Here is a 26565-nt window from a genome sequence, read left to right as displayed (position 1 = left end):
GTGAGATAGTAAATAAATGTATTCAATTATAGACATAGAAAGCAATGGTGCAGGTTTCAGGAAAGAATGCATTATAGATATTGCCATTTACCGATATGACGGGCAAAAAATTGTAGACCAGTTTATTTCTCTGGTAAATCCTGAAAGTGATATCACGCCTTTTGTGCAAAAATTGACCAATATTACCCCAAAAATGGTAAAAACAGCGCCGAAATTTCACGAATTGGCAAAAAGGGTAATCGAAATCACTGAAAATACTACTTTAGTCGGGCACAATATAGAATTTGATTACAGAATGCTTCGGCAATCCTTCTCAAGGCTTGGTTATGACTTCAAAATCAATACTTTAGATACAATTCCTTTGGCTAAAAAACTGATTCCCGATGAGGTAAGTTACTCGCTTGGAAAATTGGTAAAATCTTTAGGAATTCCTTTGACCAATCACCACCGAGCAGATGGCGATGCGCGTGCAACATTGGAATTATTCAAACTTCTGATTTCAAAAGACACGGAAAACGAAATCATCCAAAAGCAACACGACGAAACCAATGCTGAAAATTATATCAACAAAATCAAGCAATTAACGCAAGATCTGCCAAGCGAAAAAGGGTTTGTTTATTTTCAAAATGAAGCCGGGAAAATTATTTTTTCAGATTACGCGCAGGATATCAACAGGTTTTCTAAAAAGCTGTTCAATTCGAAATCAAAAAAATGGGAGCTTGTTCAGAACGAAGTTGAGCAAATTAATTTTGAACTTACAGGCAATGATATTATTGCTAAGCTGATTTTAAATTCCAAAAATATAAAGAAAAAAGAAATTCTGCCTTTTGGGCTTTATTACAGAAACAATAAATACATCGTTGAAAAAAATACTTTAAACAAGCTAGAAAAGCCTATTTTGAAATTCAGATCTTTCACGCAAGGTTCAAAAGCGGTACAGTTTATCAGCAAAATTGAAGAATACAGCGATATAAATGTTTTAAAAAATAAAATAGATTTCAAAAAAAGAAACGAGCTCTGGCTGGGTTCCGGAAGAAAATTAGGTGAAAAACTATTTCTGATTATTGAGAACGGCAAAGTGGTTTCTTACGGTTTTTATGAATTATTTACTCAAATTCAGACGCTTAGCAAGATTTCAAAATTAAAAATCGATTTGCCTTTATCCGCTGCAGATTTGAATAACGAATTGCAATTGGCTTTACTTCGCGGCGATTTTGAGACGCTTCCGTTGCCAAAATAAAAGACATTTTACAATCACATGTATTTTTATTAAGGAGAAAATGCCTTTCGGATTAATTTTATCAAAATAAATAGTATTTTTGCAAAAGAATAAAAAAAGCAATGCAAAATTTTAAACAAAATAAAACTGGAAAAAAGGGAGCTGTAAAGTTCTCTAAAGTTTGGAATACGTAAAAGAGTTGCCTTGCATAAAAATAATATTGCGGCAGACTCTTTTCGAAGAATCTGCCTTTTTTTATGTTAAATTAAAATTATGAATTCAAAAGAATTATTACAGATTGCCCATGAATACGGCACACCGGTGTATGTTTACGATGCTGAATCCATCAAAAATCAATACGAAAAACTTACATCTTCTTTTTTGAAACACACAAAGTTCTTTTATGCTGCAAAGGCTTTAACGAATATTAATATCTTAAAATATATAAAAAATCTAGGCGCTTCTTTAGATTGTGTATCGATCAATGAAGTAAAGCTTGGGTTGAAAGCAGGATTTCCAAAGGAGAAAATATTATTCACTCCCAATTGTGTTGATTTGGCTGAAATCGAGCAAGCCATGCAGTTTGGTGTTCATATTAATATTGATAATACGTCTATTCTTGAACAATTTGGAAATAAATACGGAAACACATATCCTATTTTTGTAAGAATCAATCCGCATATTTACGCCGGCGGAAATCATAAAATCTCAACAGGACATATAGATTCAAAATTCGGAATTTCCATCCACCAGATGCGTCATATCGAAAGAGTGATGAAAAGCACAAACCTGAATGTGGAAGGTCTTCACATGCATACCGGAAGCGAAATCAAAGATCCTGAAGTGTTTTTGCAGGCTTTGGATATTATGCTTGAACTGGCCGAACATTTCCCGAATCTGAAATATCTTGATATGGGAAGCGGTTTCAAAATTCCTTATCAGGAAACAGAAATGGAAACCGATGTGAAAACTTTGGGTAAAAAGGTAGAAAAAGTGCTTTCAGAATTTGCAAAATCATCAGGCAGAAAATTTGAATTGTGGTTTGAGCCAGGAAAGTTTCTTGTAGGCAAAAGCGGCTATCTTTTGGTAAAAGCCAATGTGATAAAACAAACGACAGCAACGGTTTTTGTGGGAGTAAATTCAGGTTTCAATCATTTGATTCGTCCGATGTTTTATGATTCTTACCACGAAATTGAAAATTTATCCAACCCGAAAGGCGCAGAAAGAATTTACACGGTAGTCGGAAACATTTGCGAAACCGATACTTTTGCCTGGGACAGAAAATTAAACGAAGTAAGGGAAGGCGATATTCTTGCATTTCACACGGCGGGAGCGTATGGTTTTGAGATGAGCACGAATTTTAATTCCAGGTTAAAGCCTGCCGAAGTTCTTTTCTTGGATGGAAAAGCTCATTTGATTCGTAAAAGAGACGAGTTTGATGATTTATTGAGAAATCAGATCGAAGTGTTGTAATAAAACTTCAAGAATATAAAGCTTCACACAATTTGTGAAGCTTTTTAATAAAACCATAAAGGATAATCCTGCCATTCTGTCACAATATTTTGTATCTTTGCAAATTCAATAAGTTTAAATTTAAAAAGTTAAGTTAAATAGTATATCTAAAAACTTTAACCTTAAATTTAAACCTCAAACAGACTTATCATGCAGGAAAAATATATAGACGAAACAAAACAAGGCGAAGCTTTTGCCGTTGCAGAAAAGCCGGAAAATTCTAAAAAACTCTTTTTGGAAAGTTACGGCTGTCAGATGAATTTCTCTGATTCTGAAATCGTTGCATCTATTCTCAATGAGCAAGGCTACAATACAACATTAAAAGTAGAAGAAGCAGATCTGATTTTACTCAATACTTGTTCAATTCGCGAAAAAGCGGAGCAAACCGTAAGAATGCGTCTTTCCCAATTCAAAAACCTGAAAAAAGAAAAACCAAACATGACGGTTGGTGTTTTGGGTTGTATGGCTGAAAGATTAAAAACTAAATTTTTAGAGGAAGAACAGTTGGTTGATCTTGTTGTTGGCCCGGATGCATACAGAGATTTGCCAAATCTTTTAAAAGAAACCGAAGACGGAAGAGACGCGATCAACGTCATTCTTTCAAAGGAAGAAACTTACGCAGATATCAATCCTGTTCGTTTAGGAGGGAATGGTGTTACGGCTTATGTTACGATTACAAGAGGCTGTGATAATATGTGTACTTTCTGTGTAGTTCCATTTACAAGAGGTCGTGAAAGAAGCCGCGATCCGCATTCTATTGTAGAGGAATGTAAAAATCTCTGGAATAGCGGATATAAAGAAATTACCCTTTTGGGACAAAACGTAGATTCCTACCTTTGGTACGGCGGCGGACCGAAAAAAGACTTTGTAAAAGCATCAGAAATGCAAAAGGCAACGGCTGTCGATTTTTCTCAATTGCTTGATTTGGTTGCTAATGCAGTTCCCGAAATGCGAATCAGGTTTTCTACCTCCAATCCGCAGGATATGAGTTTGGATGTTTTCCGAACGATGGCAAAACATGATAATATTTGCAAATATGTGCATCTTCCTGTTCAGAGCGGAAGCAACAGAATGCTGGCTGCCATGAACAGACAACATACCCGTGAAGAATATTTAGATTTAATTAAAAAAGCGAAAGAAATTGTTCCGGATATTTCTTTTTCCCAAGATATGATTATTGGTTTCTGCGACGAAACAGAAGAAGATCATCAGGATACTTTAAGTCTGATGCGCGAAGTAGAATATGATTATGGTTATATGTTTGCCTATTCGGAAAGACCGGGAACTCCCGCTCACAAAAAGATGGAAGACAATATTCCTGCCGATGTGAAACAAAGACGTTTGGCGGAAGTGATTGCTTTGCAAGGTGATCTTTCGAGAAAAAGAATGGTCGGATATGTTGGCCGTTCTCACAAAATCCTGATCGAAGGGGTGTCAAAGAAAAATAAAAACCAATGGAAAGGAAGAAATTCTCAAAATGCAGTTTGTGTTTTTGATATGCTGGAAGGCCAGAAATTGGGTGACATTGTGGATGTTTTTGTTTTTGGAAATACGCAAGGCACGCTTTTAGGGGAAACTGTGAAATAAATCTTATAATGAAGAATTTATTATTGTTAATTCTTTTGATCCCTCTGTTTACAAATTGTCAGACAGAAAAAGCGGCTGTTTCAAAATATCCGGCCAATGTTGGCGATATTACTTTTGATGAAAAGCTTGATGGCCCTGATTTTAAAAGATGTTTGGGTGAAAAATTTACTTTTCAGTATTATAATGATTCAAAAGGTTTTCAATATAAAGGAGAAAAAATAGAAATTGAAAAAAAAGTAAAATCTCTTGATTTAAAAAGCGATAAAAATTCACATGGATATATCACAATCCGCTTTTTAGTTAATTGTGAAGGAAAAACAGGAATGTTCCGAGTTCAGCAGATGAATGAAGATTATAAAGAAAAGACTTTTGATAAAAGTTTATCAGACCAGTTACTTTCTTTTACTAAAAATTTAAAAGGCTGGATTCCTAAAGTATATGACGGAAAAAAAGTAGACTATTACCAATATTTAACCTACAAAATTGAAGATGGAAAAGTTTCAGAAATATTGCCTTAGTCTTTTACTGATTGTAGTTTATTCAAATTTGCAATCGCAGGTAAACTGCAACGCCATAGAAGGTGAAGATTGCAAAAAAGCTTGTGAATTATATAATTATTGGGGTGATTATCAAGGATTAAGTGAATCGCAAGAAAACCTCGACAAAGCAATAGAATTATGTCCCAATTTCTCCAATGCTTATATGGAAAAGGCCGTTCCGTATTTGAAAAGGGGAGATTTTATCACCTGGAAAATTCTGGTTGATAAAGCTGTTGCGCTCGAACCTAAAAAACATTTGGGCTACAGAGGCTGGTGCAGATATCAGTTTCTGAGAGATTACAAAGGCGCAATTGCCGATATTGAGGCTTTAGAAAAAAATTATCCTACAGGTTATTTAGGATATTCTGCAAATGGTGATTATGAATTGCATATTGCGAAAGCTCTTTGCTATTCTGCTTTGGGCCAAAAAGAAAAAGCTGTTTCAATTATAGAAAATCAGCTTGCTGACAAAGATCACAACATAGGTTTTTATGATTATTACCAGCTTGGCGTTACCTATTTTGAGCTTGGAAAATATGATAAAGCATTAGAAAATTTCGAAAAGCAAAGCAAACTGAATGATTTTGCTGAAAATATATACTTTAAAAGTAAAGTTGCAAAAATAAGAAACAAAGATTATTTAGATTTAAAAAAGTTGGCTTTAAAAAGCTACGACGAGGGAAAAACCATGCAAGAAGGTTATACCCATCATTTCAACAAAGTTTACAGAACACAGATCGAGGAACTGTAAATCGTAAAACTTTGAATTTTTAAATATTAAACTTTGAATTAAAAATGGCAGACTTACAATCTATAAAAGCACGTTTCGGAATTATCGGAAATTTTCCGGCTTTAAATCGTGCGCTCGAAAAATCTATTCAGGTGGCACCCACCGATATTTCCGTTTTGGTAATCGGGGAAAGTGGTGTCGGAAAAGAATTTATCCCAAAAATCATTCATTCAGAATCAAAAAGAAAACATCAGCCTTATATTGTTGTCAATTGTGGCGCAATTCCTGAAGGCACAATCGATTCCGAACTTTTCGGTCACGAAAAAGGAGCTTTTACGGGAGCAACGGCGACCAGAAAAGGATATTTTGAAGTTGCAGATGGCGGAACTATATTTTTGGATGAAGTTGGCGAATTGCCTTTGCAGACGCAGGTTCGTCTTTTAAGAGTTCTGGAAAGCGGCGAATTTATGAAAGTTGGTTCTTCACAAGTTCAGAAGACGAATGTAAGAATCGTTGCCGCAACCAATGTGAATATGATGAAGGCAATTCAGGACGGACGCTTCCGTGAAGATTTGTTTTACAGATTAAATACCGTGCAGATCGATATGCCGCCTTTAAGGGAAAGAAAGGGCGATGTTCATTTGATTTTCAGAAAGTTTGCAATCGATTTTGCCGAAAAATACAGAATGCCGGAATTGGAGCTTGAACCGAGCGCAATTCATTATATAGAAAATTATACATTTCCCGGAAATATCCGTCAATTAAGAAATTTGGTGGAGCAAATGACCGTTGTTGAAAGAGAACGAAAAGTGACGGTGGAAAGATTAACGGAATATATTCCGATGAATGCGCATCTTCCAATGGTAGTTAATACCCCGAATTCTCACAAGCAAACCGATTTTGCCAATGAAAGAGAAATTATGTATAAAATTCTCTTTGATATGCGGAATGATATTAATGATTTAAAATCCTTAACTTCGGAATTGATAAAAAACAGAGGAACGGCAGATCTTAGCAATCAGGAAAAAAATCTTATCAATAGGATTTATACACCTGAAACACAGCAATCTGCAAGTCCGAATTCTTTATTGTATTTTGAAAATAATAATAAGGGCGTTCAAAACCCGACCATTGTTTCGAATAGTGATGACAGCTATGAAGATTTTGAAGACATCGAAGTGGAAGAAAACAAACCAGAATCTTTGTCGCTTCAGAATAATGAAAAAGATCTGATCGTAAAAGCTTTGGAAAAACACAACGGAAGAAGAAATAAGGCAGCCGATGAGCTGGGAATTTCGCAACGGACTTTATACCGAAAAATAAAACAATATAACCTTGAAGAATAAACAATTATGAATGTAAACTTTACCGCAAAACCGATCGATTTCAAATTAGGCGAATACATGAGCAAAGGCTTTGAGCTTTTAAAAAAAGATTTTGGAAATATCTTTGTCGCTTTTTTACTTTGCTTTATCATGTCAATTATTCCTTTCTGTGGATTTTTAGCAGTGGGAAATTTTTATAAATTTTTAAGGAAAGTCAATAACGGTCAACAGGCAAGTCCGGGTGAGATTTTTAATTTTGATGATTTTATGCCGTATTTTATTTTACAGCTGATCATTTTTGCGGGAATTATTGTGCTTTATATTCCTTTTTTCATCATAATGCCTGCAATGGCAGTAGCACAAGGTGAAGGCGAGCCAAATCCGGGGTTGATGCTGTTCATGTTTCCTTACTTGTTTTTGATGATTGCTGTTATTTATTTTTTCCTGTTAAAAGGATTTTATATTCCGGCATTGATTTCCTTTAAAAGAGTTACAGACATACAAACTGCATGGAGAGCCTCAAAAGTAATGACTAAAAACAACCTGCTTTCTATACTTTTATTTGCAATTGTAGTGGGCATACTTTCGCAGCTAGGAATTATTGCATGCGGTATTGGTTTGTTTGTTACATTGCCATTTATGTATACCGCAAATTATTTTGCCTTTGAAGATGCGATGAAGCAGATTGAGCATGATGAGATATCCGAAATAGGAATCCAGGAAAAATATTAAGAAAATAAAAAATAAAAAATGATTCAGCTGAAAAACCTTTTCCTTTTAATTATTTGTGCTGTATTTTTAAATTCATGTTACAGTTTTACAGGTTCGTCTTTAACGGATGAAAAAACAGTACAGATCAATGAATTTCCAAATAATGCTGCATTGGTAAATCCTACGCTGTCACAGCAGTTTTCAACAGATATTCAGAACAGGTTTTTACAGAGAACAACTTTAAAAGGGACAAAACAAAATCCCGATATTCTGATCGAAGGTGAGATTACCGACTATTCGATTACTCCAACCACGATCAGCTCTACAACGCAGCAGACATCGGCGGGAGGCGTTATTCAGGAATCTCAGAATAAACTGACGATCACCGTGAAGGTACATTACGAAAACAAACTGCATCCCGATGTTAGTTTTGACAGGACTTATTCTGACGAAGCGGTTTTCAACAGCAGCTTGTCTCAAAGTGATATCGAAGCATCGCAGGTGAAAATTGCAACGGACAGAATTATCAATAAAATTTTTAATGATATCGTAGCAAATTGGTAAGATGATGAATACTAGAGTTTTAGAATTATTAAAAAATCCGAAAAATATACAGTCAGAAGATCTGCAGCTTTTGAAAGAGGAAATTAGTTCTTTTCCTTATATTCAGAATATCAGAGCTTTGCATTTGTACGGAGTTCATCTTTATGACAAAGAAAACTACCAGAAAGTGCTTTCTGCGACAGCCGCTTATACGACCGATAAAAAAATCCTGTATCAGCTTATTAATGGCAAAATTCAGCAGCAGGTAAAGCCCGAAATTGTAGAAAAAGAGGAAATAATTTCAGATAAAATCATCGAAACTCCAATTCAGGAAAATGAAATTGTGAAGGAAGAAATTCCAGTTGAAAGAGAAACTATAAAACCTCCTGTTCATGATTATGGAGCCGCTGCAGATGGGTTGGTTACCGAAAAACCTGAAATAAAGCATGTCATTGTAAAAGGAGAAAGAAACCGTATTTTATTTGAAGGTGAAGAAAACTTTCTTGAAGAAAAAAATTCGGATGTCATTGACCTTGAATCAACTTTGGAATCGGGAGTTATCGTCACTCAAAAATTTAGCGGAAATCAAGAAATAGCAAATGAAACCCAAAAAATAGAAGCGGATCAACCGAAAGAATTAACTGAGTTTTCTTCTGATTTAAAGGTAAATGAAGATAAAATTGATTCTGAAAAAGTTGTTGAAGAAATTAAAAGTGATGCTGAATTAAGTTTCCAAAAAATAGAATCTTTTCCTGCTGAAAACGAAATTAAAACAGAAGAAAATACCTCGATTCAAAACGAAGAAGAATTTAAAAACAATGAAGCTGCAAAATCTGAATTAATTATCAATGAAGATAAAATTGATTTGGAAAAAATTGTTGATAAAATTAAAGATGAATCGGAATTAAGTTTCCAAAAAATAGAATCTTTTCCCGCTGGAACTGAAATTCATAATGAAGAAAAAATTTCGACCGAAAGCGAATCTGATTCAGATAAATTCGGAGAAACTACAGAAACTTTAAATCCTGAATTGATTATTGAGGAAGAAAAAATTGAATCGGAGCAGGTTGCCAAAAAGATAAATGACGATTCAGAATTGAGTTTCCACGGAACGGATTCTTTCCTTCCGGAAGTGAAAATTGAAACAAACAATTCGCAGAAAACCGCTCAGTCAGAAACTCCAAAAGCCAATATCAACAAGCATGAGGAAGAAATGAGACGCCTGATTGCGGAAGTGGAGAGAAAAATGAAGGTGAAGCAACAAAGCACTCCGGAAAATAAAAATGTTGAGGAAGAAGAAGCCGGTCATGATCATGATATTAGTTTTTCAGAAACTCAGGTTTTTCATATCGGAGAAGAACAAAAATCTGCTGAAAAAGTGACTGAAGAATCTGAAAATGTAGAAGAAAAGATTGTTGAACAAAAAGATTCAGCGAATATCATTGAAGAAAATAAAGATGAAGCTCCTGAAAATAATGCTGAAAAAGCAAATTCTGCTTGGAAACCGATGAGTTTTGAGTCAAGTCTTCCGGATTCATTAATAAATAAATCCAACGAAATTTCTCAGCCGAAACCGCAAATTCTGGAATCTGAGAAAACTCCAGAACATAAAATCATAACAGAACCAAAACAAACTGACAAAGAACCTGAACGTTCTTTTAAGCCTTTAAAAGAGGATTTAGAACCTGAAACAAAAGAAGTTCCCGAAGAGAAAGGAGAAGCTCCTGTAATGAATGTTTCATTTTTCGGGTCCGACATTGCAAGTTTGGGATTGTCCTACAAATCTGATCAAAAAGAGAAAGCAGAGGCCAAAGAAAAAGCGGAAAATACTGCTGAGCCTGAAACAGACGACAGCAACGTTCCCGGATTTATCAACACTTGGCAAAGCTGGCTGAAAATTGATCGCACCGAAGAAGAAACGCCAAAAGATAAGACAGAAATCAAGAATAAGGTCATTGAATCTTTTATAGAAAACAATCCGAAAATCAGCCAATTAAAAGATGAGGTAAATTTTGTCGTAAAAGAGAAAACAGATGATATCTCGCATTTGATGACAGAAACTTTGGCCAATCTGTATATCGAGCAGAAATTGTATACAAAAGCGATCAATGCATTTCAGGCTTTAGCAAATAAACATCCTGAAAGAAAAGCTTATTTTGAAGAAAAAATTCAAGAGATTAAAGATAACAGAGGTAAAAATTAAGATATGATTTTCATGGTAATTTATCCTTTTGAAATAGTGTTTTATATTGTGGCGTTTGCTGTTTTGTATATTTATGCTATTTCCATTCTCTTTAAAAATAAGTCGAACTTTATACCATATTTAGCTTTGCTTTTGTTTCCTGTCGTTGGCGCGGTGGGAATTATTGTAGGCAACATTGGAAAGATCAATAAAAGTAAATCTAAAAGGATTTCTTAAAAGAATGCCTTAAGTAATCGTAATTTCTTTTTCTTTCTTCTTTTTCAGTTTACGCCACGCTTTTCTTGCTAAGATAATAACTAAAACTAAAGTAATTATTGCGAAAATAGCAGCAATTACGGGTGCAGCCATCGCCAAAACAGACATAATTCCGGCTCCTGCAGTTTCGGTAGTTCCCACGAGATTATTTCCAAGTCCGCCGGTTGTGGCTGTTGACGCCGCTCTGATTCCTGCAAAACCTGAACTGATTGTTGCTGCGGTACCGCCACCGGCAATTAAAGCCAAAGCCCATTGAGGAAAAGTTCCTAATTCCGTAAACTGGCTTGCGAAAAGTATTGAACCTGCAATTGTCGCCATCGGAACAGAAATAGTATCCAATAAATGATCGATAAAAGGAATATAATAAGCTGAAATTTCCGCGATCATCGCAATTCCGGTTGTAATAAGTGCCGGAAGGCTTGATAACCATTCGAAGCTTTCGCTGGTGGGAATCCAATGTAAATACGACGCAAGACTTACCGCAAACATCGGCAGAAAAACCCGAAAACCTGTAGCTGCAGCTAAGCCGATTCCGATAAAAGCGCTCAAAATATAGGGTAAATAAGGAATTTGATCAGACATTTAATTCATCTATTGTTTCCTTAAAGCTACAAAAAAATATGGAAAATTACTTTTTAAATACTTTTTATAAGTTAAAACACAAAAACTTAATAATTGTGATAAAAAAAATCAAACTTTTTTCTGAGACTGACAAAGCTTAATAAATTGCTCTTCTACATCCTGAAATTTTTTTGGAAGATCAGCAGAAACCCAAAATAGCATTGCAATTGTTTTTTCGCCAAAAGATTCTTTAAATAAATCTTTGTTGAGTCGGTAGCATTCTCTTAAAAGCCTTTTTATACGATTTCTATGAACGGCTTTTTTAAAATATCTTTTTGATACAGACACACCAAATTTTACATTTTCCGTTAAAAGATCCGGATGATTTTTCAGAATGATTATTCTCAGATTCCCACAATTTTTCCATTTGCCTTTTTCGAAAAGCAAGGTGATTTCATTGTTTTTTTTGAGTTTTTCCTTTGTGGGATATTTGAAATTTGACATTACTCTTTTTTCACTAAATAATTGATGACTTCCGCAGCAGCATATAATCCGAAAATTGCCGGAATAAAGCTTATTGTCCCGTAGAAAGATCGTTTATAATTGCTTCCGTCAGTCATTTTAAGGCTGTCTTCGGCTTGTATTTCGTCGGAAAAAACACAACGAACGCCTTTGTCTATTCTTCCTTTTTTAAGCCTTTTTCTTACTTGTTTTGCTAAATAACAATGTTGGGTTTTGCTGATATCTCTCACTATTACTTTCGAAGGATCGCTTTTGCCGCCGGCTCCCATTGAGCTCACAATTTTTATTTTTCTTTTTCTTGCCGCCAAAATAAGGCAGACTTTAGGCGTTATACTGTCAATGCAGTCGAGTACATAATCAAAGTCACCGGAATCTAGAACTTCGTCCATACGCTCGGGATTGAGAAATTCGTTTATTTTTACCAGCTCAAGCTTCGGATTGATGTCCAAAAGTCTTTCTGCAACCACTTCCACTTTATGTTTTCCGACAGTTGAATGAAGTGCGGGAAGTTGTCTGTTGATGTTTGTAATATCCACGGTATCGCCGTCTACAATAGTCATTGTCCCGACTCCGGCTCTTGCCAGAAATTCTGCCGCAAAAGATCCAACGCCACCTAAACCTACTACAAGAACAGTTGCATTATTTAGTTTTTCAATGCCTTCTTCTTTGATCAGAAGTTCTGTTCTTTCCAGCCAAAACTTACCCATTTTTTATCGTCTCTAAATTTTCTACAATTTGATTATTAAGCTGTTCTATTGATATTTCTTTTATTTCGGAAACTTTTTGATAAAGATCTGCAATGCTGAAATCGTCATTGTCGGTTTCTAAAAAAAGCTTATTCAAAGGAACTGTTTTCAAAGTATTTTGCAAAGATAGATTATACAAAACAGCTTTTCCAAAACTGAGATAAAAATTATTTTTGAGAAGATCATCTGCAATGCTTTGTTTTTTATTAAAAGCATGAATGATCATCGGCTGCTTGCTTTTTTTTCTGAAAGAAATCACTTCGTAAAATTTACGCACACAATGAATGATTAAAGGTTTCCGAGCTTCATTGGCCAATTGTATCTGTCTTAAAAAAACTTCTTCCTGAATTTTTATATCTACAGAAATGATTCCGTCTAAACCACATTCTCCGATCGCAAAGCAGTTTTCGTCAATAACAGATTCTAACCATTTTAATTGATTATCAATATGATCCGGCTGAATGTCTTTAGGATGAACTCCGGCAGAATATAATATATCCGAAGACTGTTTTCCTGTTTCCAGATTGTAAATTCCGTTCAAGAAACTTTCTTTATGATGATGAAAATCAAAAAAATCCATAGCCAAAAATACTACAAATTGCAGATGATAAAAAATTATTAAACAAACGTTTATGAATGTGTAAAATTTATTATTTTTACTGAAATAACACCTATGGGAAAAAAGTTTTCAGAAAAGCAGATCCATATTTTAGAAATAGCTGAAGAACTCATTGCCAGAAAAGGATATGAAGGAACCTCCGTGCGCGATATTTGTTCGAAAGCCAATATCAATGTAGCGATGATATCCTATTACTTCGGGTCCAAAGAAAAGATGATGTCGTATCTTTATCAATATCGGGTTTTGAAGACAAGAGAAAATTTTTCTGAGTTTGCAGACACCATAAAAAACGGAAAGCCCGAAATGCAGATGAAAGAAATAATAAAATACATCGTTGCACAGCTTTTCAAATACAATTATTTCCATGGTTTTGTCACTCAGGAATTGCGCCACACCGAGAATTTAAAAGATGAGCTTTTAGATTTTTATCAGTTATTTGTGATGAAGCTGGATGAAGTAATCAAAAAAGGAGTTACTACAGGCGTTTTTACATTTACTCCGAAGCCTGAAGATATTTTGACGACTATTATCGGATCAACTCTTTTTGTGATAAGAAATAAAAATTTCTACGAGTTGTATGTTCCCAATAAAGATGATGAAACCTATCATAAAGAAGCAGAAAAAAAAGTGAGAATGAATCTCTTAATGAACATTTTTGCTGTTTTGGGATACGCAGCAGACTAAAATTTCGTTAAATAATCATAAAAAAAAATGTTTTAGCAAAAAAGTTATATTTTTGCAGATTAAATAGATCGGGTAATCCGAAAACTGTTGAATTTTTATATGAAAAAATATATTTTAGGTATTTTTGCCATAGCTGTAGTTTCGGCATGCACAAGTCAGCAAGACAGAGCGATGAAAAGCGCGGATAAAAATTTTATCCTTAAAGCCGCAAACGAGAATTTCGCTAAAAAGAAATGGAAAAATGCTTTAGCACTTTACGACAGACTTGCCAATTTGGTGGCTGGTACAGATGATTTCCCAAATGTAGGTTTTAATACAGCTTATGCTAATTATTATGACAAAAATTATAAGCTGGCTGGTCACCAGTTTAAAAACTTTGCTGTAAGTTTTCCAAAAGATCCACGAGCCGAAGAAGCTGCTTATATGTCTGCTTTGTGCTACTACAACGGATCTATGGATTATAACTTGGATCAGTCTAGCACAGAATTGGCAATCAATGAGCTTCAGGATTTCCTGAATAATTATCCGGATTCTGAAAGATCAAAAAACATCAGTACTTTAATTGATGAGTTGTCTTATAAGCTGGAATTTAAAGCTTATGAAAACGCCAAGCAGTATTACAAGATGGCAGATTATAAATCTGCAACAACTGCTTTTGAAAATGTTTTGGAAGATTTCCCAAGTACAAAGCTGCGTCCGAAAATGTATGATTATATGATGAAGTCTCGTTATTTATTGGCGCAAAACTCAGTTTATGATCTTAAAGAAGAGCGTATAGAAAGTGCTTTGGCTTTTACAAGACAGGTTGAAAAAGAGCTTCCAAATACAGAATATTCCAAGACAGCAATAGATTTAAGAGAAAAACTTGAAAAAGAGAAAAAAGAGTTTGCTGTTGTAAAAAGACAAACGGAAGAACGTATTGCTGTTTTAACGGCCAGACAGAAAAAAGCAGCCGAAAAGACTGCTGAAGCTTCTAAAACCGAACAGCAAATCAAGGATCAGGTGTCAAACGAAAAGCAGGCAATGCAGATCCAGAGGGACAGCGCAGCATTACAGACGCCTCCTCCTGCGGCCACTTTCAAAATCCAAAGATAATTCGTAAATTTGCCACCTTATAAATAAATAATTTTCTGAAAATGAGCGTAAAAGATACAAAAGCAGAAGTAAATACTATTACTTACGATAAAGATAAGATTGAAGATAAAATAGGTTCAATCTATGAAGCTATTGTTATCATGGGGAAAAGAGCTGAGCAGATCAATGCAGAAATTCGTACTGAGTTACACAACAAATTAGACGAGTTTGCAGTTCACAATTCTACATTGGAAGAAGTTTTCGAAAACAGAGAGCAGATCGAGATCTCAAAACATTACGAAAAGCTTCCAAAGCCAACGTCTATCGCTATTCAGGAATGGCTGGACGGAGACATTTACTTTAGAAAAACTGAAGAAAGAAAATAATCACTTGAGTGATTAATAAAACAAAGGTCATAAAAGAAAGCTTCTTTTATGACCTTTGCCGTTTCTGCACAGTGCTTTCTTAGAAAAAATAAGTATTTTAGTGGTTTAAAATAATCTACATGAGTGTTTCCGGGAAAAACATCCTTATTGCCGTTTCTGGTGGGATTGCTGCCTACAAAATTCATTTTCTCATCAGAGATTTTGTGAAAAAAGGAGCAGAAGTGCAGGTAATTATGTCTTCTGATGCCGAGCATTTTGTGACGAAGCTTAGCCTTTCCACTTTATCAAAAAATCCTGTTTATACAGATTTTTATAATGAAAACGGAACTTGGAACAGTCATGTGGAAATGGCTCTTTGGGCAGATGTAATTATCATGGCGCCATGCACGGCAAATACTTTAGCCAAGATGGTTCATGGGATTTGCGATAATTTAATTATTGCAACGTATATGTCTGCAAAATGCCCTGTTTTTATTGCTCCGGCGATGGATCTGGATATGTATCAGCATCCTTCAACAAAACAAAATCTTGAATTGGCGGAAGATTTCGGACATATTATAATTCCTGCTGAATCCGGCGAATTGGCAAGCGGACTTTTTGGTCAGGGAAGAATGGCTGAGCCTGAAACTATTTCTAAATCGGTTGAAGATTTCTTTAATTTAAATCAATCTTTTAAAGACAAAACAGTTTTAATTACGGCCGGGCCTACTTATGAAGCCATCGATCCTGTAAGATTTATAGGAAATCATTCTTCAGGGAAAATGGGCTTTTCGCTGGCTGAAGCAGCAGCAAATCGTGGTGCAAAAGTGATTTTAATTTCAGGACCAAGCTCTTTGGAGGCAAAACATAAAAACATCGAGCTTCACAGAATCACTTCTGCAAAAGAAATGTATGATAAAGTTTTTGAATTTTATGATAAAATTGATGTCGGAATTGCCAGCGCAGCCGTTGCAGATTATGCTCCAAAAGTAGTGGCATCAGAAAAAATCAAAAAGAATGAAGATACCTTCAGCATAGAACTGATCAAAAATCCGGATATTCTGAAAGCAATGGGCGAGAAGAAAAAACAACAGTTTTTGGTAGGTTTTGCGCTGGAGACTCAAAATGAAGAAGAAAATGCAAAAGGAAAACTCGAAAAAAAGAATCTTGATATGATTGTCTTAAATTCTCTTCGTGACGAAGGAGCCGGATTTAAAAATGACACTAACAAAATAAAAATATTCACCAAAACAGAGAAAAAGGAATTTGACCTGAAATCAAAAGAAAATGTAGCAAAAGACATTCTCGATTGTATTGAAACTCAACTTTTAAAATAATTTTAATAAATTTCCGTTCTCAATTTTTAGATTATAATGAAAAAAAATATAATACTTTTATTTCTGCTTTTATTTTTCAATATTGGCTTTTCGCAGGAGATTCTTGCGACTGTTCAGGTAAATTCTCAGCAATTGGGAGGAAGTAATCAGCAGGCTTTCAAGTCTTTGGAAAAAAGTCTCAGAGATTTTATCAACAATACAAGCTGGACAGGAAAAAAACTGCAGAATTTTGAAAAAGTAAAATCAAACTTTGCCATCGTTCTTACTGAAAGAAATGGAAACAACGGATATCGTGGCCATATTGTCGTTCAGGCTGTGCGTCCGGTTTACAGCTCTTCTTATGAATCTCCGCTGCTTAATCTTCAGGATACAAAATTTTCTTTTGAATACGTTGAAAATGAAAACCTTATCTTCAACGAAAGACAGTTTTCGGGGAAAAACCTGATCGATGTGATCAGCTTTTATGTTTATGTTATTTTAGGATATGATGCAGACAGTTTTCAGTCGATGGGAGGCACACAATGGTTTAATAAAGCGCAGCAGATCGCACAAAATTCCCAAAATCGTGGTTTTGACGGTTGGGGACAGATCAATGAGCCGAGAAGCCGTTCTATTCTGATCGGAGAAATTTTAAACCCGAACATGAGCCAGCTTCGTCAGACGATTTATACATATCACAGAGCCGGTCTTGACGGGATGTTTAATCAGGATCAGACGCAGCCAAAGAAGATTATTTTTGATGCGCTGATGCAGCTGAAAAAATACGAAAACTCTTTCCAGCAAAATTATTTCTTCAATACATTTATAGATAACAAAAGCGATGAAATTTTCAATATATTCAATTCCGGAAATAATGGCGGAATTGTTTTGGCTGATCTAAAACAGCTTATGATTCAGTTTGCTCCAAAACATACCGAAAGCAAATGGAATAAATGGAAGTAAGAGGCCTCGTTTTTTGAATTCTGGCTTCTAATATTTTATATTTGCAGTGTCAAGTAAACTGCTACGATCATGCTTTCGAGAATATACATTAAAAATTTTGCCCTTATTGATGCATTGGATGTATCTTTAAAAAATGGTTTGCAGGTGATTACCGGTGAAACGGGAGCCGGGAAATCTATTATTTTGGGTGCATTGCGCTTGATTTTGGGCGAGAGAGCAGATTTGAAATCGATTTCTAAAACGGAAGAAAAAAGCATTGTCGAGACAGAGTTTGAGCTTAATAATCAATTTAAAAAGTTTTTTATAGAAAATGATCTCGATTATGAGCATCAGACCATTATAAGAAGAGAAATTTTACCTTCAGGGAAATCACGGGCTTTTATTAATGATGTTCCGGTAACTTTGGATGTTTTAAAAGAGCTTTCTTCGCAGTTGATCGACATTCATTCGCAGTTTGAGACATCTAATCTTTTTACGTCAGAATATCAGTTTAAGATCATCGACGGACTTTCGGAAAACAAAAAAATCATTGAAGAATATCAGCAGGATTTTTCAGAGTTTCAGAGTTTAAAAATTCAGCTTAAAAAATTTCAGGCACAGCTTTCGGAAAACACAAAAGAAAGCGATTATAAGCAGTTTTTATTAAACGAGCTTGAAGATTTGAAACTGGACGATATAGATTATGATGATTTGCAAAACCAATTGTCTGTTCAGGAAAATGCAGGAATGATTTCTGAAAACATTTCGCAGATTCTTTCAAGATTTCATCAGGAAGAAATCGGAATTTTTTCTTTTTTCAATGAAGCTAAAAATAAATTGTCAAAAATTGCTGAAGTTTCATCGGGTTTTTCAGAGCTTGATGAAAGACTGGAAACATCATTTGTAGAATTGAAAGATATTATTTCAGAACTTGAAGATGAGTCTGAAAAAATTGAAATCAATCCTGAAAATCTGGCAATATTATCTGAACTGAATAACAGAATCAACGCTTTATTTCTTAAACATAATGTTTCAGGAATCGATGAATTAAAAGAAATCAGAAACCAACTTTTTGGCGAACAAAAAGGAACAGCTGAAATTGAAACGCACATTGCTGAAATTGAAGAAAATATTGCCAAAAAACAAAAATCTCTTCAATTACTTTCTGATAAGCTTTCAAAAAATAGAAAAAAAAGTATTCCTGTTTTTATAAAGAAGGCCGAGGATCTTCTTAAAAAATTGGGGCTTGAAAAAGCTAAAGTCGATATTGAATTGACGGATGCTTCTGATTTTAATCAGTTTGGAAAAGAAAATATCCAGCTTTTATTTCAAGCCAATTCGGGTTTTCCTTTAAAGCCAATCCAAACGGCGATTTCAGGCGGTGAAAGATCAAGAGTAATGCTTGCCGTAAAAAAAATAATTGCAGAAAGCGATGAGCTTCCAACCTTGATTTTAGATGAAATAGACACTGGAGTTTCCGGAAAAGTAGCCGAAGAAATAGGAGACCTTATGCGCGAAATGTCAAACGATATGCAGCTGATTGTAATTTCTCACTTGGCGCAGGTTGCCGCTAAAGGAAATGACAATTACAAAGTCGTAAAAGAAGATGTGAACGGCAAAACGCAGTCGACCATCATTAGTCTGAGCCAGGAAGAAAAGCTCAACGAGATTGCACAATTGCTTTCCGGAAGCAAGATTACGGAAGCAGCAATGGCGCAGGCTAAAGAATTGATTGGCTAATATTGCGAACAGAAATATACAAATCAACAAAAAAATATCATGTCAATAACCAACGAAGCTGAATTAGTTGGAATGCAAAAAGCAAGTCAGGCTGTTGCATACACATTAAGAAAAATGATCGATTACGCTCAGCCGGGAATGACGACCAAAGAGCTTGATGAATACGGCGCAAAAATTTTGTCGGACTTTGGGGCCAAATCAGCACCTTATTTGACTTACGGTTTTCCGGGATGGACGTGTATCAGCGTTGATAATGAATTTTGCCACGGTATTCCTTCGGACAGGGTTTTAAAAGAAGGCGATTTGATTAATATTGATGTTTCAGCGGAACTTGATGGTTTTTGGGCTGATAATGGAGCATCATTTGTTGTTGGGAAAGATATTCATCAACATCAAAAATTGGTAAATGCATCAAAAGAAATTCTTCTTAAAACAATCAACAATATAAAAGGCGGAGTAAAAATAGCAGACATTGGGAATCTTATGGAGTCCGAAGCTAAAAAAAGAGGTTACAGAGTCATTAAAAATCTTGGCGGACACGGCATAGGAAGAAGCCTGCACGAAGAACCGGACGAGCTGCTCAATTACAAAAACCGCTTCGATCATAGAAGATTTAAAAAAAATTCTGTTGTAGCTATTGAAACTTTTATTTCAACTTCTTCGTCTCAGGCGGTTGAGCAAAAAGATGGCTGGACAATGGTGGGCGATAAAGGTGGCTACATGGCACAACACGAACATACAATCATCATTACAGACGGAAAGCCGATCATATTAACTGATGCGAACGAAATTCTAAAATAAATCATTCAAGCGCTTGCGTTTCGAACAAAACTCCGATTAAAACAAGCTTTTTAAGATAAATTCTGTAACAAATTTTACTTTATATTTACTAATGTAAAAAAGTAAACTATGTTTTTAAAGTTTCTAAGATTAGAAATAAAAAGTTTTTTTCGTGGCACTTCCGTTGGTATTAATCTGGCAATGAAGATCTTCCGATTTTTAGGAATTCTTTATTTTGTTGGGATGTTGATTTTAGGTGGTTTTGGAGCTTTCTTTTACGTAAGAGAAGAAATGCATAAGGATCCTCTGATAATTGTTTCACGATATATGATCATTTTGTGGGTTGCAGATTTGATTTTCAAATATCTCTTCCAACAGATGTCTACACAGAATATCAAACCCTTTCTTACCCTCAATATTCCGAAGAAAACATTGGTAAATTATACTTTGATTAAAACTTTTCTCTCGCCGTTTAGCTGGATGAATTCTGTTTTCTTTGTTACGTTTGCAACGATTTGCTTATTTAATGGTTTTAGTTTTTTAGGAACTTTAAGCTGGCTGATTGCGCTTTCATTGCTTTTTTACCTGAATAATTTCATTAATATTCTTTTTAATAACAAAGAAAATATTGCCATTGCTGTCGGGATTTTAATTACGGCAATTGGTGCTTTGGCTTATTATAATATTGTTCCGGTGCTGGATTATTCTGAAAATGTTTTCTATGCATTTTATGCTAAACCTTATTTTGCATTGTTGGCCATTGCTTTATTCGTCGGTTTGTGGTGGATTTGCTTCAGGCATGTTCACAGAGAATTTTATCTCGATCAGGGGCTTGAAGCTAAAAAAACAATCGGAAAAACCGAAAACATTGCTTTTCTCAACAAATACGGCTCAATCGGAAGCTTTATCAATAATGATATTAAAATGCTGAGACGAAATAAAATGACCAAAGGTATTTTGATAGGAAGCCTGATGTTTATTTTTTACGGATTACTGATGTTTAGTTCAGATGTTTATAAAACACCGTATATGATGATGTTTATGGGGCTTTTTGTGACGGGCGGTTTTCAGTTTCTGTTTGGACAGCGGGTACCTTCTTTCGACAGCTCGTATTATCCTTTGATGATGACTTTGAACGTTCCTTATAAAGAATATCTGAAAGCAAAATGGTGGCTGATGAATATTGTGACGGCGGCTTCCATTATTATTGCCTTATTTTATGCAATTATCAGCTGGGAAGTTTACCTTACTTTTTTTGCTGCCGGATTATACAATATAGGAGTCAATTCGCAGCTGACACTCTGGTCGGGAGCTTTTAACAAAAGCCAGATTGATCTTAATTCCAAAGAAAAAGTAATGGGCCAGAAAAACAGCTTTAATATGAAAAGCCTTCTTTTATTGATTCCTAAAATGTTGTTACCAATGGCTGTTTTTGCAATTTCTAAATATTTCTTCGGAATGGCCGGCAGCATTATAAGCATTGCTGTTTTAGGATTAATAGGCTTTTTATTCAGAGAAAAAATATTTGATACAATTGTAAAACAATACAAAAGCGAAAAATACAGCACTTTAGACGCATTCAAATCTAAAAATTAATACAATGATTACTATAAATAATTTATCTAAAACATACGGAAACGCAACCGTTCTTAATATCGAAAGCCTTGAAATTCCAAAAGGTGAAACGTTCGGATTGGTAGGAAATAACGGAGCCGGAAAAACTACTCTTTTCAGCCTGATGCTGGATCTTATTCAGCCGACAACCGGTTTTGTAAGCATTGACGGAATCACAGTCAACGAATCTGAAGCCTGGAAATCTAAAGTTGCTGCTTTTGTAGATGATACTTTTTTAATTGGCTATTTGACTCCTGAAGAATATTTTTATTTCATCGGTGAATTAAGAGGACAAAATAAAGCTTCCGTTGATGAATTTTTAAAACAGTTTCATGATTTATTTAATGGAGAAATTTTGAATTCCGGAAAATATGTTCGCGATTTATCAAAAGGAAACCAAAAGAAAGTTGGAATTGTCGGCGCCATTATCGGGAACCCTGAAATCATTATTCTGGATGAGCCTTTTGCAAACCTTGATCCTTCCACACAAATCAAACTGAAGAATTTAATAAAAGAATTATCTAAGCAAAGCGGTGTTACCTTTCTGATCTCAAGTCACGATTTGGCGCATACAACCGAAGTCTGCAACCGAATTGTTGTTGTAAACAAAGGTTTGCAGGTAAAAGACATCAAAACCAATCCTGAAACACTGAGAGATCTGGAGCAGTATTTTGCCGATCAGGTGAACGTTCCGGTTTAAATAAAACAAAAATCCATTTTCTTTTTTCAGGAAGTGGATTTTCTTTAATTCATTTTCAGTCAGTTATCAATTTAATTTTAATAAATTATTTTTTTGTGTAACCTTTTCAGGCTTTCACTGTCTTTATAGTAGAAACAGAATTACCATGAAGCTTTTGTTTAATAATAAAAAAGAAGATTTGCTGAGCCGTTTGAAAAAGCAGGATCCAGCCGCGCAGAGAATCTTTTATGATCAGAATGTAAAGAAATTTCTGAGTATAGCGAAAAGCTACATCAGCGATCTTTATCAAGCGGAAGATTGCGTGATCAAAGCATTCTGTAAGGTTTTTAAACATATCGAAAGCTTTCGCGGAGAAGGAAATTTTGAAGGCTGGGCGAGGAAAATTGTGGTGAATGAATGTCTCAATTTTATTAAAAGCCACAAAACAGTTTTTTATCTCGACGATGTTCATGCTTCTGTTTTGGAAGAAATTCATGAAGAGCAAATCGTTTTTGATTTTAATGCGCAGGAACTTTTAGATCAGCTTCCGGATGCTTACAGAATGGTTTTTAACCTTTATGTAATTGAAGAATATTCGCATCAGGAAATTGCAGACACGCTGAATATTTCTACAGCAGTAAGCAAAACGCAACTTTTCAGAGCGAAAGAAAAACTGAGAAAGATCTACTTTCAACAACAAAAACAACTGAAAAATGAACACATCTAAAAATAATATCGAATATCAGATCAAAAAGCAGATCGACGAAAGAGAAATTGCTCCTTCAAGAGATCTTTGGGCAGAAATTGAAACTCAGACTCAGACAATCAACAATTCTCAGACAAAAAAAGTCAATTGGTTTTTGATTGCAGCGTGTTTGGTTTTAACTTTAAGCTTGGGAGCTGTTTTGTTTTTTGATCAGGATGCTGAACCGAAGTTACAGGTTGCTGAAACTAATACAGAAGTCAACAAAGAGATACCTGTAAAAACAGAAAAAATAAATTACCCTGAAATCATTCAACAAAATCAGCAAAAATATGTTGAATTGAAAAATGTTCCTTCTCAATCGGAATCTGAAACCCCGGAAATTATTACAGAGAAAACAGAGCTTCCGATCATTAAGGGAAATTCAAAAGAAATTGCTGCTCAGATTAGTCAGGTTCCTGCGGAAAAGATTTTGGCAAAAGCAGATTCTGCAAAAACTCAGGTGAAAAAGAAACGGTATGTTGACCCGTCAACTTTGCTTTTTTCGGTGGAGCATAAAGACGCAATTGAAAAAACCAAAGGTGGAAGCAATGTAGCAACCATCGATCTGAATACCAAATAAATCAATTTAAACTAAAAAAAATAATAATACTATGATTAAGAAATTTATCATTGCAGGAATGTTGTGCCTTGTCGGAACCTTTGCCAATGCACAAAAAGGATTAAAACTAAATTTACAGTCTAAAGATGACACCGAAGTAAGTCCGATTGTAAAAGAAAACGTGGATGAATACGCTAAAAAGATAGACGCAATCATTCAGGAAGAAAAAAAACTGATGGAAGCCGAACTTCTGATTCTTCAGTCTAAAAATTTAGAGAAAACAGAATTTGACAAACAGAAAGCAGAAGTTGCCAACCGTTATGCGGAAAAGATAGATCAAAAAATCGAAGCTTTGGGTTTTGATCTTGATAATGTGATCCAAAAACAGGTAAAATACTCTCTTCTAAGTGCCGATGTTACTTCTAATGAAGAATTGAAAGCAAAATTGATGAAGAAATTCCGTGCTACAAAAGATATTTCGCTTTACTTCACTTACGGAATCATGACCTTAACTAATGATCTTCCCGATAATACACTTGATAAAAACATGGGATACGCAAGTAATCTTGAGTTTGGTTTAAAGTTTAATTATCAGTTCAGCAGATCTAGTGCGTGGGGATTGATTTCCGGACTTGGATTTTCTTGGAGAACTCTCCGTCCCGATAACAATATGATCTTTGCTAAAGATGCAAACGCAGACGTTTTCCTTGCAAATTATCAGGGAAGTGTTGATAAAGCTAAACTGAGAACAGGTTATATTGTAGTTCCGCTTGGCTTGCAGTACAACTTCTCTAAGCTTAAAAATGCAGGCATGGATATTCAGTACAGGCCATATTCAGAAGGTTTCAGAATCGGAGCTAATGTTTACGGAGGTGTGAAAATGTCGACCAACAATATTGTGAGAGGTGACGGTCAGGATTTCAGAGACAGAGGCAATTATCAGGTAAATCCTTTTGTTTATGGTGCACAGCTTACGTTTTCGTATGACAATATCAGCCTTTTTGTGAAAAAAGATTTAAGTAATTTCTTCAAAGATTCTTACTTTGAAAATGATAAAGCACTCGTTTTCGGAATCGGAATAGGATTATAACTTTCATAGAACTTCATATTAACAGGAAACAATTGACTTTATTTAAAGTCAATTGTTTTTGCTTATAAACAAATGTGTTTTAGATAAAAGTAAACCGTATTTGGTTACAAACAAGGATGTTTTAAATAAAAGTAAGTTGTGTTTTATTACAAACAATATTGTTTTAAACCAAAGTAAAGTGTATTTGGATACAAACAACCCTGTTTTGAACCAAAGAAGTCCTCGGGTAGAGACAAACAACTTTGTTTTAAACCTTCGGAGGACTTCTTTACTTACAAACAGTCTTGCGCCGATTTTGATTTCGAATGATTAATTTCCATAAAAAAACTCCGGAGTAATTTTCGGAGTTTATCAATTATCTAAAAATCAATTATTTCAAGCTTCCAACCATATTTTCAGGTTTTACCCACTCATCAAATTGTTCGGCAGTTAATAGCCCAAGGTTTACGGCTTCTTCTTTCAACGTTGTTCCGTTTTTGTGAGCTGTTTTGGCAATCTTTGCTGCATTTTCATAGCCGATATGCGTATTCAGAGCAGTTACCAGCATCAGAGATTTATCAACAAGTTCTTTGATTCTTGCGTGATTCGGCTCGATTCCAACTGCACAATGATCATTAAATGAAATACAAGCATCGGCAATCAACTGAGCAGATTGCAGAAAATTGTAAGCCATCACGGGCTTGAAAACATTCAGTTCATAATTCCCTTGAGTTCCGGCAAAAGAAATGGTTGTGTCATTTCCTAAAACCTGAGCGCAAACCATCGTCAAGGCTTCGTTTTGTGTAGGATTTACTTTTCCCGGCATGATTGAAGAACCCGGTTCGTTTTCAGGAATATGAATTTCACCAATCCCCGAACGTGGCCCGGAAGCCAATAATCTTATATCCTGAGCGATTTTAAATAAGGAAACAGCCAATTGCTTCAATGCACCGTGAGATTCTACAATTGCGTCGTGAGCAGCTAAGGCTTCAAATTTGTTTTCAGCGGTTACAAAAGGAAGATTAGTGAATTTAGCAATATATTCCGCCACTTTTACATCGTAACCTTGAGGTGTATTTAAGCCTGTTCCAACTGCTGTTCCGCCCAAAGCAAGCTCGGAAAGATGAGGTAATGTATTTTTTAAAGCTTTAATTCCGTAATTCAATTGAGCAACATATCCGGAAAATTCTTGTCCTAAAGTCAATGGAGTTGCGTCCATCAAATGTGTTCTTCCAATTTTTACTATATCTTTAAAAGCTTCTGACTTTTCTTTTAATGTATCTCTTAATTTTTCAACCGCCGGAATTGTAGTTTCCACAATCTTTTTATAAGCTGCGATATGCATGGCCGTTGGATAAGTGTCATTTGAAGACTGGGATTTATTCACATCATCATTAGCATGAATTTCAGATTTATCTCCAAGGTTTCCACCATTATTTACATGAGCTTTGTTTGAGATTACTTCGTTCACATTCATGTTTGATTGCGTTCCTGAACCAGTTTGCCAGATCACCAAAGGAAATTGGTCATTTAATTTCCCTTCTAAAATTTCGTCGCAGACTTTCGCGATCATATCTTTTTTTTCAGCAGGAAGAACTCCTAAATCTGCGTTTGTGAAGGCTGCGGCTTTTTTTAAATAGGCGAAAGCTTCAATAATTTCGTGTGGCATGGAACCTTCCGGACCTATCTTGAAATTATTTCTTGAACGTTCCGTTTGCGCGCCCCAAAACTTATCAGCAGGAACCTGTACTTCACCCATCGTGTCTTTTTCTATTCTGTAATTCATTTTTTATAGTGTTTGAATTTATTTTTGAAGCTTCTTGTCTCTTTGCGATTCATAAAATTACTCAATAATAAAAAACCTCACAATTTATAATCATTATAAATATCAATTCAAGCTACTGATTTTACGCATGCTTTTTTTGG

General features: G+C 35.1%; 27 protein-coding genes. 22 read left to right on the top strand and 5 right to left on the bottom strand.

Annotated elements, in window-relative coordinates; all coding sequences use genetic code 11:
- Nucleotides 1-16 precede the first annotated feature (16 nt).
- The 10 genes from AC6CHK_RS00900 to AC6CHK_RS00855 all read left to right on the top strand — a co-directional run bounded on the left by AC6CHK_RS00900 (nt 17) and on the right by AC6CHK_RS00855 (nt 10585).
- Nucleotides 17-1240 carry a 3'-5' exonuclease gene (locus tag AC6CHK_RS00900; RefSeq protein ID WP_498092679.1) on the top strand — a complete coding sequence of 408 codons (1224 nt, stop codon included), beginning with the start codon at nt 17-19 and terminating at the stop codon, nt 1238-1240.
- Nucleotides 1241-1492: 252 nt separating this feature from the next.
- A complete protein-coding gene (gene lysA, locus AC6CHK_RS00895) occupies nt 1493-2692 on the top strand; it encodes a diaminopimelate decarboxylase (protein ID WP_498092677.1) in 1200 nt (399 codons plus the stop codon).
- A 189-nt stretch (nt 2693-2881) separates the two neighbouring features.
- Nucleotides 2882-4318, top strand: coding sequence for a tRNA (N6-isopentenyl adenosine(37)-C2)-methylthiotransferase MiaB (miaB, locus tag AC6CHK_RS00890; RefSeq protein WP_498092675.1), 1437 nt, complete (start codon nt 2882-2884; stop codon nt 4316-4318).
- A gap of 8 nt (nt 4319-4326) precedes the next feature.
- On the top strand, nt 4327-4836 hold the full coding sequence (locus tag AC6CHK_RS00885) for a hypothetical protein (protein ID WP_498092673.1): 510 nt from the start codon (nt 4327-4329) through the stop codon (nt 4834-4836).
- Nucleotides 4808-5608, top strand: a complete 801-nt coding sequence (locus AC6CHK_RS00880) for a tetratricopeptide repeat protein (protein ID WP_498092671.1) — start codon at nt 4808-4810, stop codon at nt 5606-5608. The genes AC6CHK_RS00885 and AC6CHK_RS00880 overlap by 29 nt, the downstream gene beginning before the upstream one ends.
- A 44-nt stretch (nt 5609-5652) precedes the next feature.
- Nucleotides 5653-6933 carry a sigma-54 interaction domain-containing protein gene (locus tag AC6CHK_RS00875; protein WP_498092670.1) on the top strand — a complete coding sequence of 427 codons (1281 nt, stop codon included), beginning with the start codon at nt 5653-5655 and terminating at the stop codon, nt 6931-6933.
- A gap of 6 nt (nt 6934-6939) precedes the next feature.
- On the top strand, nt 6940-7644 hold the full coding sequence (locus AC6CHK_RS00870) for a DUF4013 domain-containing protein (protein ID WP_498092668.1): 705 nt from the start codon (nt 6940-6942) through the stop codon (nt 7642-7644).
- A gap of 18 nt (nt 7645-7662) precedes the next feature.
- A complete protein-coding gene (lptE, locus tag AC6CHK_RS00865) occupies nt 7663-8187 on the top strand; it encodes an LPS assembly lipoprotein LptE (RefSeq protein ID WP_498092666.1) in 525 nt (174 codons plus the stop codon).
- 1 nt (nt 8188) lies between these two features.
- Nucleotides 8189-10369: a DUF8458 domain-containing protein gene (locus tag AC6CHK_RS00860; RefSeq protein ID WP_498092664.1), complete on the top strand. Its 2181-nt coding sequence runs from the start codon at nt 8189-8191 to the stop codon at nt 10367-10369.
- 3 nt (nt 10370-10372) lie between these two features.
- Nucleotides 10373-10585: a hypothetical protein gene (locus tag AC6CHK_RS00855; RefSeq protein WP_498092662.1), complete on the top strand. Its 213-nt coding sequence runs from the start codon at nt 10373-10375 to the stop codon at nt 10583-10585.
- Between the two features lie 9 nt (nt 10586-10594).
- Here the strand turns inward: AC6CHK_RS00855 and AC6CHK_RS00850 are convergent, their stop codons facing one another.
- From AC6CHK_RS00850 to AC6CHK_RS00835, 4 genes are all read right to left on the bottom strand, one after another.
- Nucleotides 10595-11206: a DUF4126 domain-containing protein gene (locus AC6CHK_RS00850; RefSeq protein WP_498092660.1), complete on the bottom strand. Its 612-nt coding sequence runs from the start codon at nt 11204-11206 to the stop codon at nt 10595-10597.
- A 108-nt stretch (nt 11207-11314) separates the two neighbouring features.
- Nucleotides 11315-11689, bottom strand: a complete 375-nt coding sequence (gene rnpA / locus AC6CHK_RS00845) for a ribonuclease P protein component (RefSeq protein ID WP_498092658.1) — start codon at nt 11687-11689, stop codon at nt 11315-11317.
- A complete protein-coding gene (locus AC6CHK_RS00840; protein WP_498092656.1) occupies nt 11689-12414 on the bottom strand; it encodes a tRNA threonylcarbamoyladenosine dehydratase in 726 nt (241 codons plus the stop codon). Before AC6CHK_RS00840 ends, rnpA begins: the two co-directional genes overlap by 1 nt.
- Entirely contained in the window at nt 12407-13033 is a 627-nt protein-coding gene (locus AC6CHK_RS00835) for a TatD family hydrolase (protein WP_498092655.1), read from the bottom strand. The genes AC6CHK_RS00840 and AC6CHK_RS00835 overlap by 8 nt, the downstream gene beginning before the upstream one ends.
- 93 nt (nt 13034-13126) lie before the next feature.
- Here AC6CHK_RS00835 and AC6CHK_RS00830 point away from each other — a divergent pair, with 93 nt between their 5' ends.
- The 12 genes from AC6CHK_RS00830 to AC6CHK_RS00775 all read left to right on the top strand — a co-directional run bounded on the left by AC6CHK_RS00830 (nt 13127) and on the right by AC6CHK_RS00775 (nt 24660).
- Entirely contained in the window at nt 13127-13756 is a 630-nt protein-coding gene (locus AC6CHK_RS00830; protein ID WP_498092653.1) for a TetR/AcrR family transcriptional regulator, read from the top strand.
- A gap of 99 nt (nt 13757-13855) precedes the next feature.
- Nucleotides 13856-14851 carry an outer membrane protein assembly factor BamD gene (locus AC6CHK_RS00825; RefSeq protein ID WP_498092651.1) on the top strand — a complete coding sequence of 332 codons (996 nt, stop codon included), beginning with the start codon at nt 13856-13858 and terminating at the stop codon, nt 14849-14851.
- Between the two features lie 41 nt (nt 14852-14892).
- A complete protein-coding gene (locus tag AC6CHK_RS00820; protein ID WP_498092649.1) occupies nt 14893-15216 on the top strand; it encodes a DNA-directed RNA polymerase subunit omega in 324 nt (107 codons plus the stop codon).
- 119 nt (nt 15217-15335) lie between these two features.
- The gene (gene coaBC, locus AC6CHK_RS00815; protein ID WP_498092648.1) at nt 15336-16532 is read left to right on the top strand and encodes a bifunctional phosphopantothenoylcysteine decarboxylase/phosphopantothenate--cysteine ligase CoaBC; all 1197 of its coding nucleotides are present in this window, start codon (nt 15336-15338) and stop codon (nt 16530-16532) included.
- A 36-nt stretch (nt 16533-16568) separates the two neighbouring features.
- Nucleotides 16569-17474, top strand: coding sequence for a type IX secretion system protein PorD (porD, locus tag AC6CHK_RS00810; RefSeq protein ID WP_498092647.1), 906 nt, complete (start codon nt 16569-16571; stop codon nt 17472-17474).
- Nucleotides 17475-17543: 69 nt separating this feature from the next.
- A complete protein-coding gene (locus AC6CHK_RS00805) occupies nt 17544-19193 on the top strand; it encodes a DNA repair protein RecN (protein ID WP_498092645.1) in 1650 nt (549 codons plus the stop codon).
- A gap of 39 nt (nt 19194-19232) precedes the next feature.
- Nucleotides 19233-19994 (top strand): type I methionyl aminopeptidase, encoded by a 762-nt coding sequence (gene map, locus AC6CHK_RS00800; RefSeq protein ID WP_498092643.1) that lies wholly within the window; start codon nt 19233-19235, stop codon nt 19992-19994.
- 108 nt (nt 19995-20102) lie between these two features.
- A complete protein-coding gene (locus AC6CHK_RS00795) occupies nt 20103-21569 on the top strand; it encodes a DUF5687 family protein (protein WP_498092642.1) in 1467 nt (488 codons plus the stop codon).
- A gap of 4 nt (nt 21570-21573) precedes the next feature.
- The gene (locus tag AC6CHK_RS00790) at nt 21574-22287 is read left to right on the top strand and encodes an ABC transporter ATP-binding protein (protein ID WP_498092640.1); all 714 of its coding nucleotides are present in this window, start codon (nt 21574-21576) and stop codon (nt 22285-22287) included.
- A 145-nt stretch (nt 22288-22432) separates the two neighbouring features.
- On the top strand, nt 22433-22993 hold the full coding sequence (locus AC6CHK_RS00785) for an RNA polymerase sigma factor (RefSeq protein ID WP_498092638.1): 561 nt from the start codon (nt 22433-22435) through the stop codon (nt 22991-22993).
- Entirely contained in the window at nt 22980-23591 is a 612-nt protein-coding gene (locus AC6CHK_RS00780) for a hypothetical protein (protein ID WP_498092636.1), read from the top strand. Before AC6CHK_RS00785 ends, AC6CHK_RS00780 begins: the two co-directional genes overlap by 14 nt.
- A 31-nt stretch (nt 23592-23622) precedes the next feature.
- The gene (locus AC6CHK_RS00775) at nt 23623-24660 is read left to right on the top strand and encodes an outer membrane beta-barrel protein (RefSeq protein ID WP_498092634.1); all 1038 of its coding nucleotides are present in this window, start codon (nt 23623-23625) and stop codon (nt 24658-24660) included.
- A gap of 370 nt (nt 24661-25030) precedes the next feature.
- On the opposite strand, the gene fumC is transcribed toward AC6CHK_RS00775, so the two are convergent.
- The gene (fumC, locus tag AC6CHK_RS00770; protein WP_498092632.1) at nt 25031-26425 is read right to left on the bottom strand and encodes a class II fumarate hydratase; all 1395 of its coding nucleotides are present in this window, start codon (nt 26423-26425) and stop codon (nt 25031-25033) included.
- Nucleotides 26426-26565: the final 140 nt, after the last annotated feature.

It is taken from the genome of Chryseobacterium sp. GQ58 (assembly GCF_059758895.1).
Note: the sequence above shows the minus strand (reverse complement) of the source record. Positions and strands in the feature narration are given on the sequence as shown.

What these genes read in the sequence shown, in the direction of transcription:
- fumC (WP_498092632.1), bottom strand. Translation starts at nt 26,425, where the DNA reads ATGAATTACAGAATAGAAAAAGACACGATGGGTGAAGTACAGGTTCCT.
- AC6CHK_RS00775 (WP_498092634.1), top strand. Translation starts at nt 23,623, where the DNA reads ATGATTAAGAAATTTATCATTGCAGGAATGTTGTGCCTTGTCGGAACC.
- AC6CHK_RS00875 (WP_498092670.1), top strand. Translation starts at nt 5,653, where the DNA reads ATGGCAGACTTACAATCTATAAAAGCACGTTTCGGAATTATCGGAAAT.
- AC6CHK_RS00900 (WP_498092679.1), top strand. Translation starts at nt 17, where the DNA reads ATGTATTCAATTATAGACATAGAAAGCAATGGTGCAGGTTTCAGGAAA.
- AC6CHK_RS00880 (WP_498092671.1), top strand. Translation starts at nt 4,808, where the DNA reads ATGGAAAAGTTTCAGAAATATTGCCTTAGTCTTTTACTGATTGTAGTT.
- AC6CHK_RS00795 (WP_498092642.1), top strand. Translation starts at nt 20,103, where the DNA reads ATGTTTTTAAAGTTTCTAAGATTAGAAATAAAAAGTTTTTTTCGTGGC.
- AC6CHK_RS00780 (WP_498092636.1), top strand. Translation starts at nt 22,980, where the DNA reads ATGAACACATCTAAAAATAATATCGAATATCAGATCAAAAAGCAGATC.
- AC6CHK_RS00855 (WP_498092662.1), top strand. Translation starts at nt 10,373, where the DNA reads ATGATTTTCATGGTAATTTATCCTTTTGAAATAGTGTTTTATATTGTG.
- miaB (WP_498092675.1), top strand. Translation starts at nt 2,882, where the DNA reads ATGCAGGAAAAATATATAGACGAAACAAAACAAGGCGAAGCTTTTGCC.
- lptE (WP_498092666.1), top strand. Translation starts at nt 7,663, where the DNA reads ATGATTCAGCTGAAAAACCTTTTCCTTTTAATTATTTGTGCTGTATTT.
- AC6CHK_RS00835 (WP_498092655.1), bottom strand. Translation starts at nt 13,033, where the DNA reads ATGGATTTTTTTGATTTTCATCATCATAAAGAAAGTTTCTTGAACGGA.
- AC6CHK_RS00785 (WP_498092638.1), top strand. Translation starts at nt 22,433, where the DNA reads ATGAAGCTTTTGTTTAATAATAAAAAAGAAGATTTGCTGAGCCGTTTG.
- AC6CHK_RS00840 (WP_498092656.1), bottom strand. Translation starts at nt 12,414, where the DNA reads ATGGGTAAGTTTTGGCTGGAAAGAACAGAACTTCTGATCAAAGAAGAA.
- AC6CHK_RS00885 (WP_498092673.1), top strand. Translation starts at nt 4,327, where the DNA reads ATGAAGAATTTATTATTGTTAATTCTTTTGATCCCTCTGTTTACAAAT.
- AC6CHK_RS00850 (WP_498092660.1), bottom strand. Translation starts at nt 11,206, where the DNA reads ATGTCTGATCAAATTCCTTATTTACCCTATATTTTGAGCGCTTTTATC.
- AC6CHK_RS00830 (WP_498092653.1), top strand. Translation starts at nt 13,127, where the DNA reads ATGGGAAAAAAGTTTTCAGAAAAGCAGATCCATATTTTAGAAATAGCT.
- AC6CHK_RS00820 (WP_498092649.1), top strand. Translation starts at nt 14,893, where the DNA reads ATGAGCGTAAAAGATACAAAAGCAGAAGTAAATACTATTACTTACGAT.
- lysA (WP_498092677.1), top strand. Translation starts at nt 1,493, where the DNA reads ATGAATTCAAAAGAATTATTACAGATTGCCCATGAATACGGCACACCG.
- map (WP_498092643.1), top strand. Translation starts at nt 19,233, where the DNA reads ATGTCAATAACCAACGAAGCTGAATTAGTTGGAATGCAAAAAGCAAGT.
- rnpA (WP_498092658.1), bottom strand. Translation starts at nt 11,689, where the DNA reads ATGTCAAATTTCAAATATCCCACAAAGGAAAAACTCAAAAAAAACAAT.
- AC6CHK_RS00870 (WP_498092668.1), top strand. Translation starts at nt 6,940, where the DNA reads ATGAATGTAAACTTTACCGCAAAACCGATCGATTTCAAATTAGGCGAA.
- porD (WP_498092647.1), top strand. Translation starts at nt 16,569, where the DNA reads ATGAAAAAAAATATAATACTTTTATTTCTGCTTTTATTTTTCAATATT.
- coaBC (WP_498092648.1), top strand. Translation starts at nt 15,336, where the DNA reads ATGAGTGTTTCCGGGAAAAACATCCTTATTGCCGTTTCTGGTGGGATT.
- AC6CHK_RS00860 (WP_498092664.1), top strand. Translation starts at nt 8,189, where the DNA reads ATGATGAATACTAGAGTTTTAGAATTATTAAAAAATCCGAAAAATATA.
- AC6CHK_RS00805 (WP_498092645.1), top strand. Translation starts at nt 17,544, where the DNA reads ATGCTTTCGAGAATATACATTAAAAATTTTGCCCTTATTGATGCATTG.
- AC6CHK_RS00790 (WP_498092640.1), top strand. Translation starts at nt 21,574, where the DNA reads ATGATTACTATAAATAATTTATCTAAAACATACGGAAACGCAACCGTT.
- AC6CHK_RS00825 (WP_498092651.1), top strand. Translation starts at nt 13,856, where the DNA reads ATGAAAAAATATATTTTAGGTATTTTTGCCATAGCTGTAGTTTCGGCA.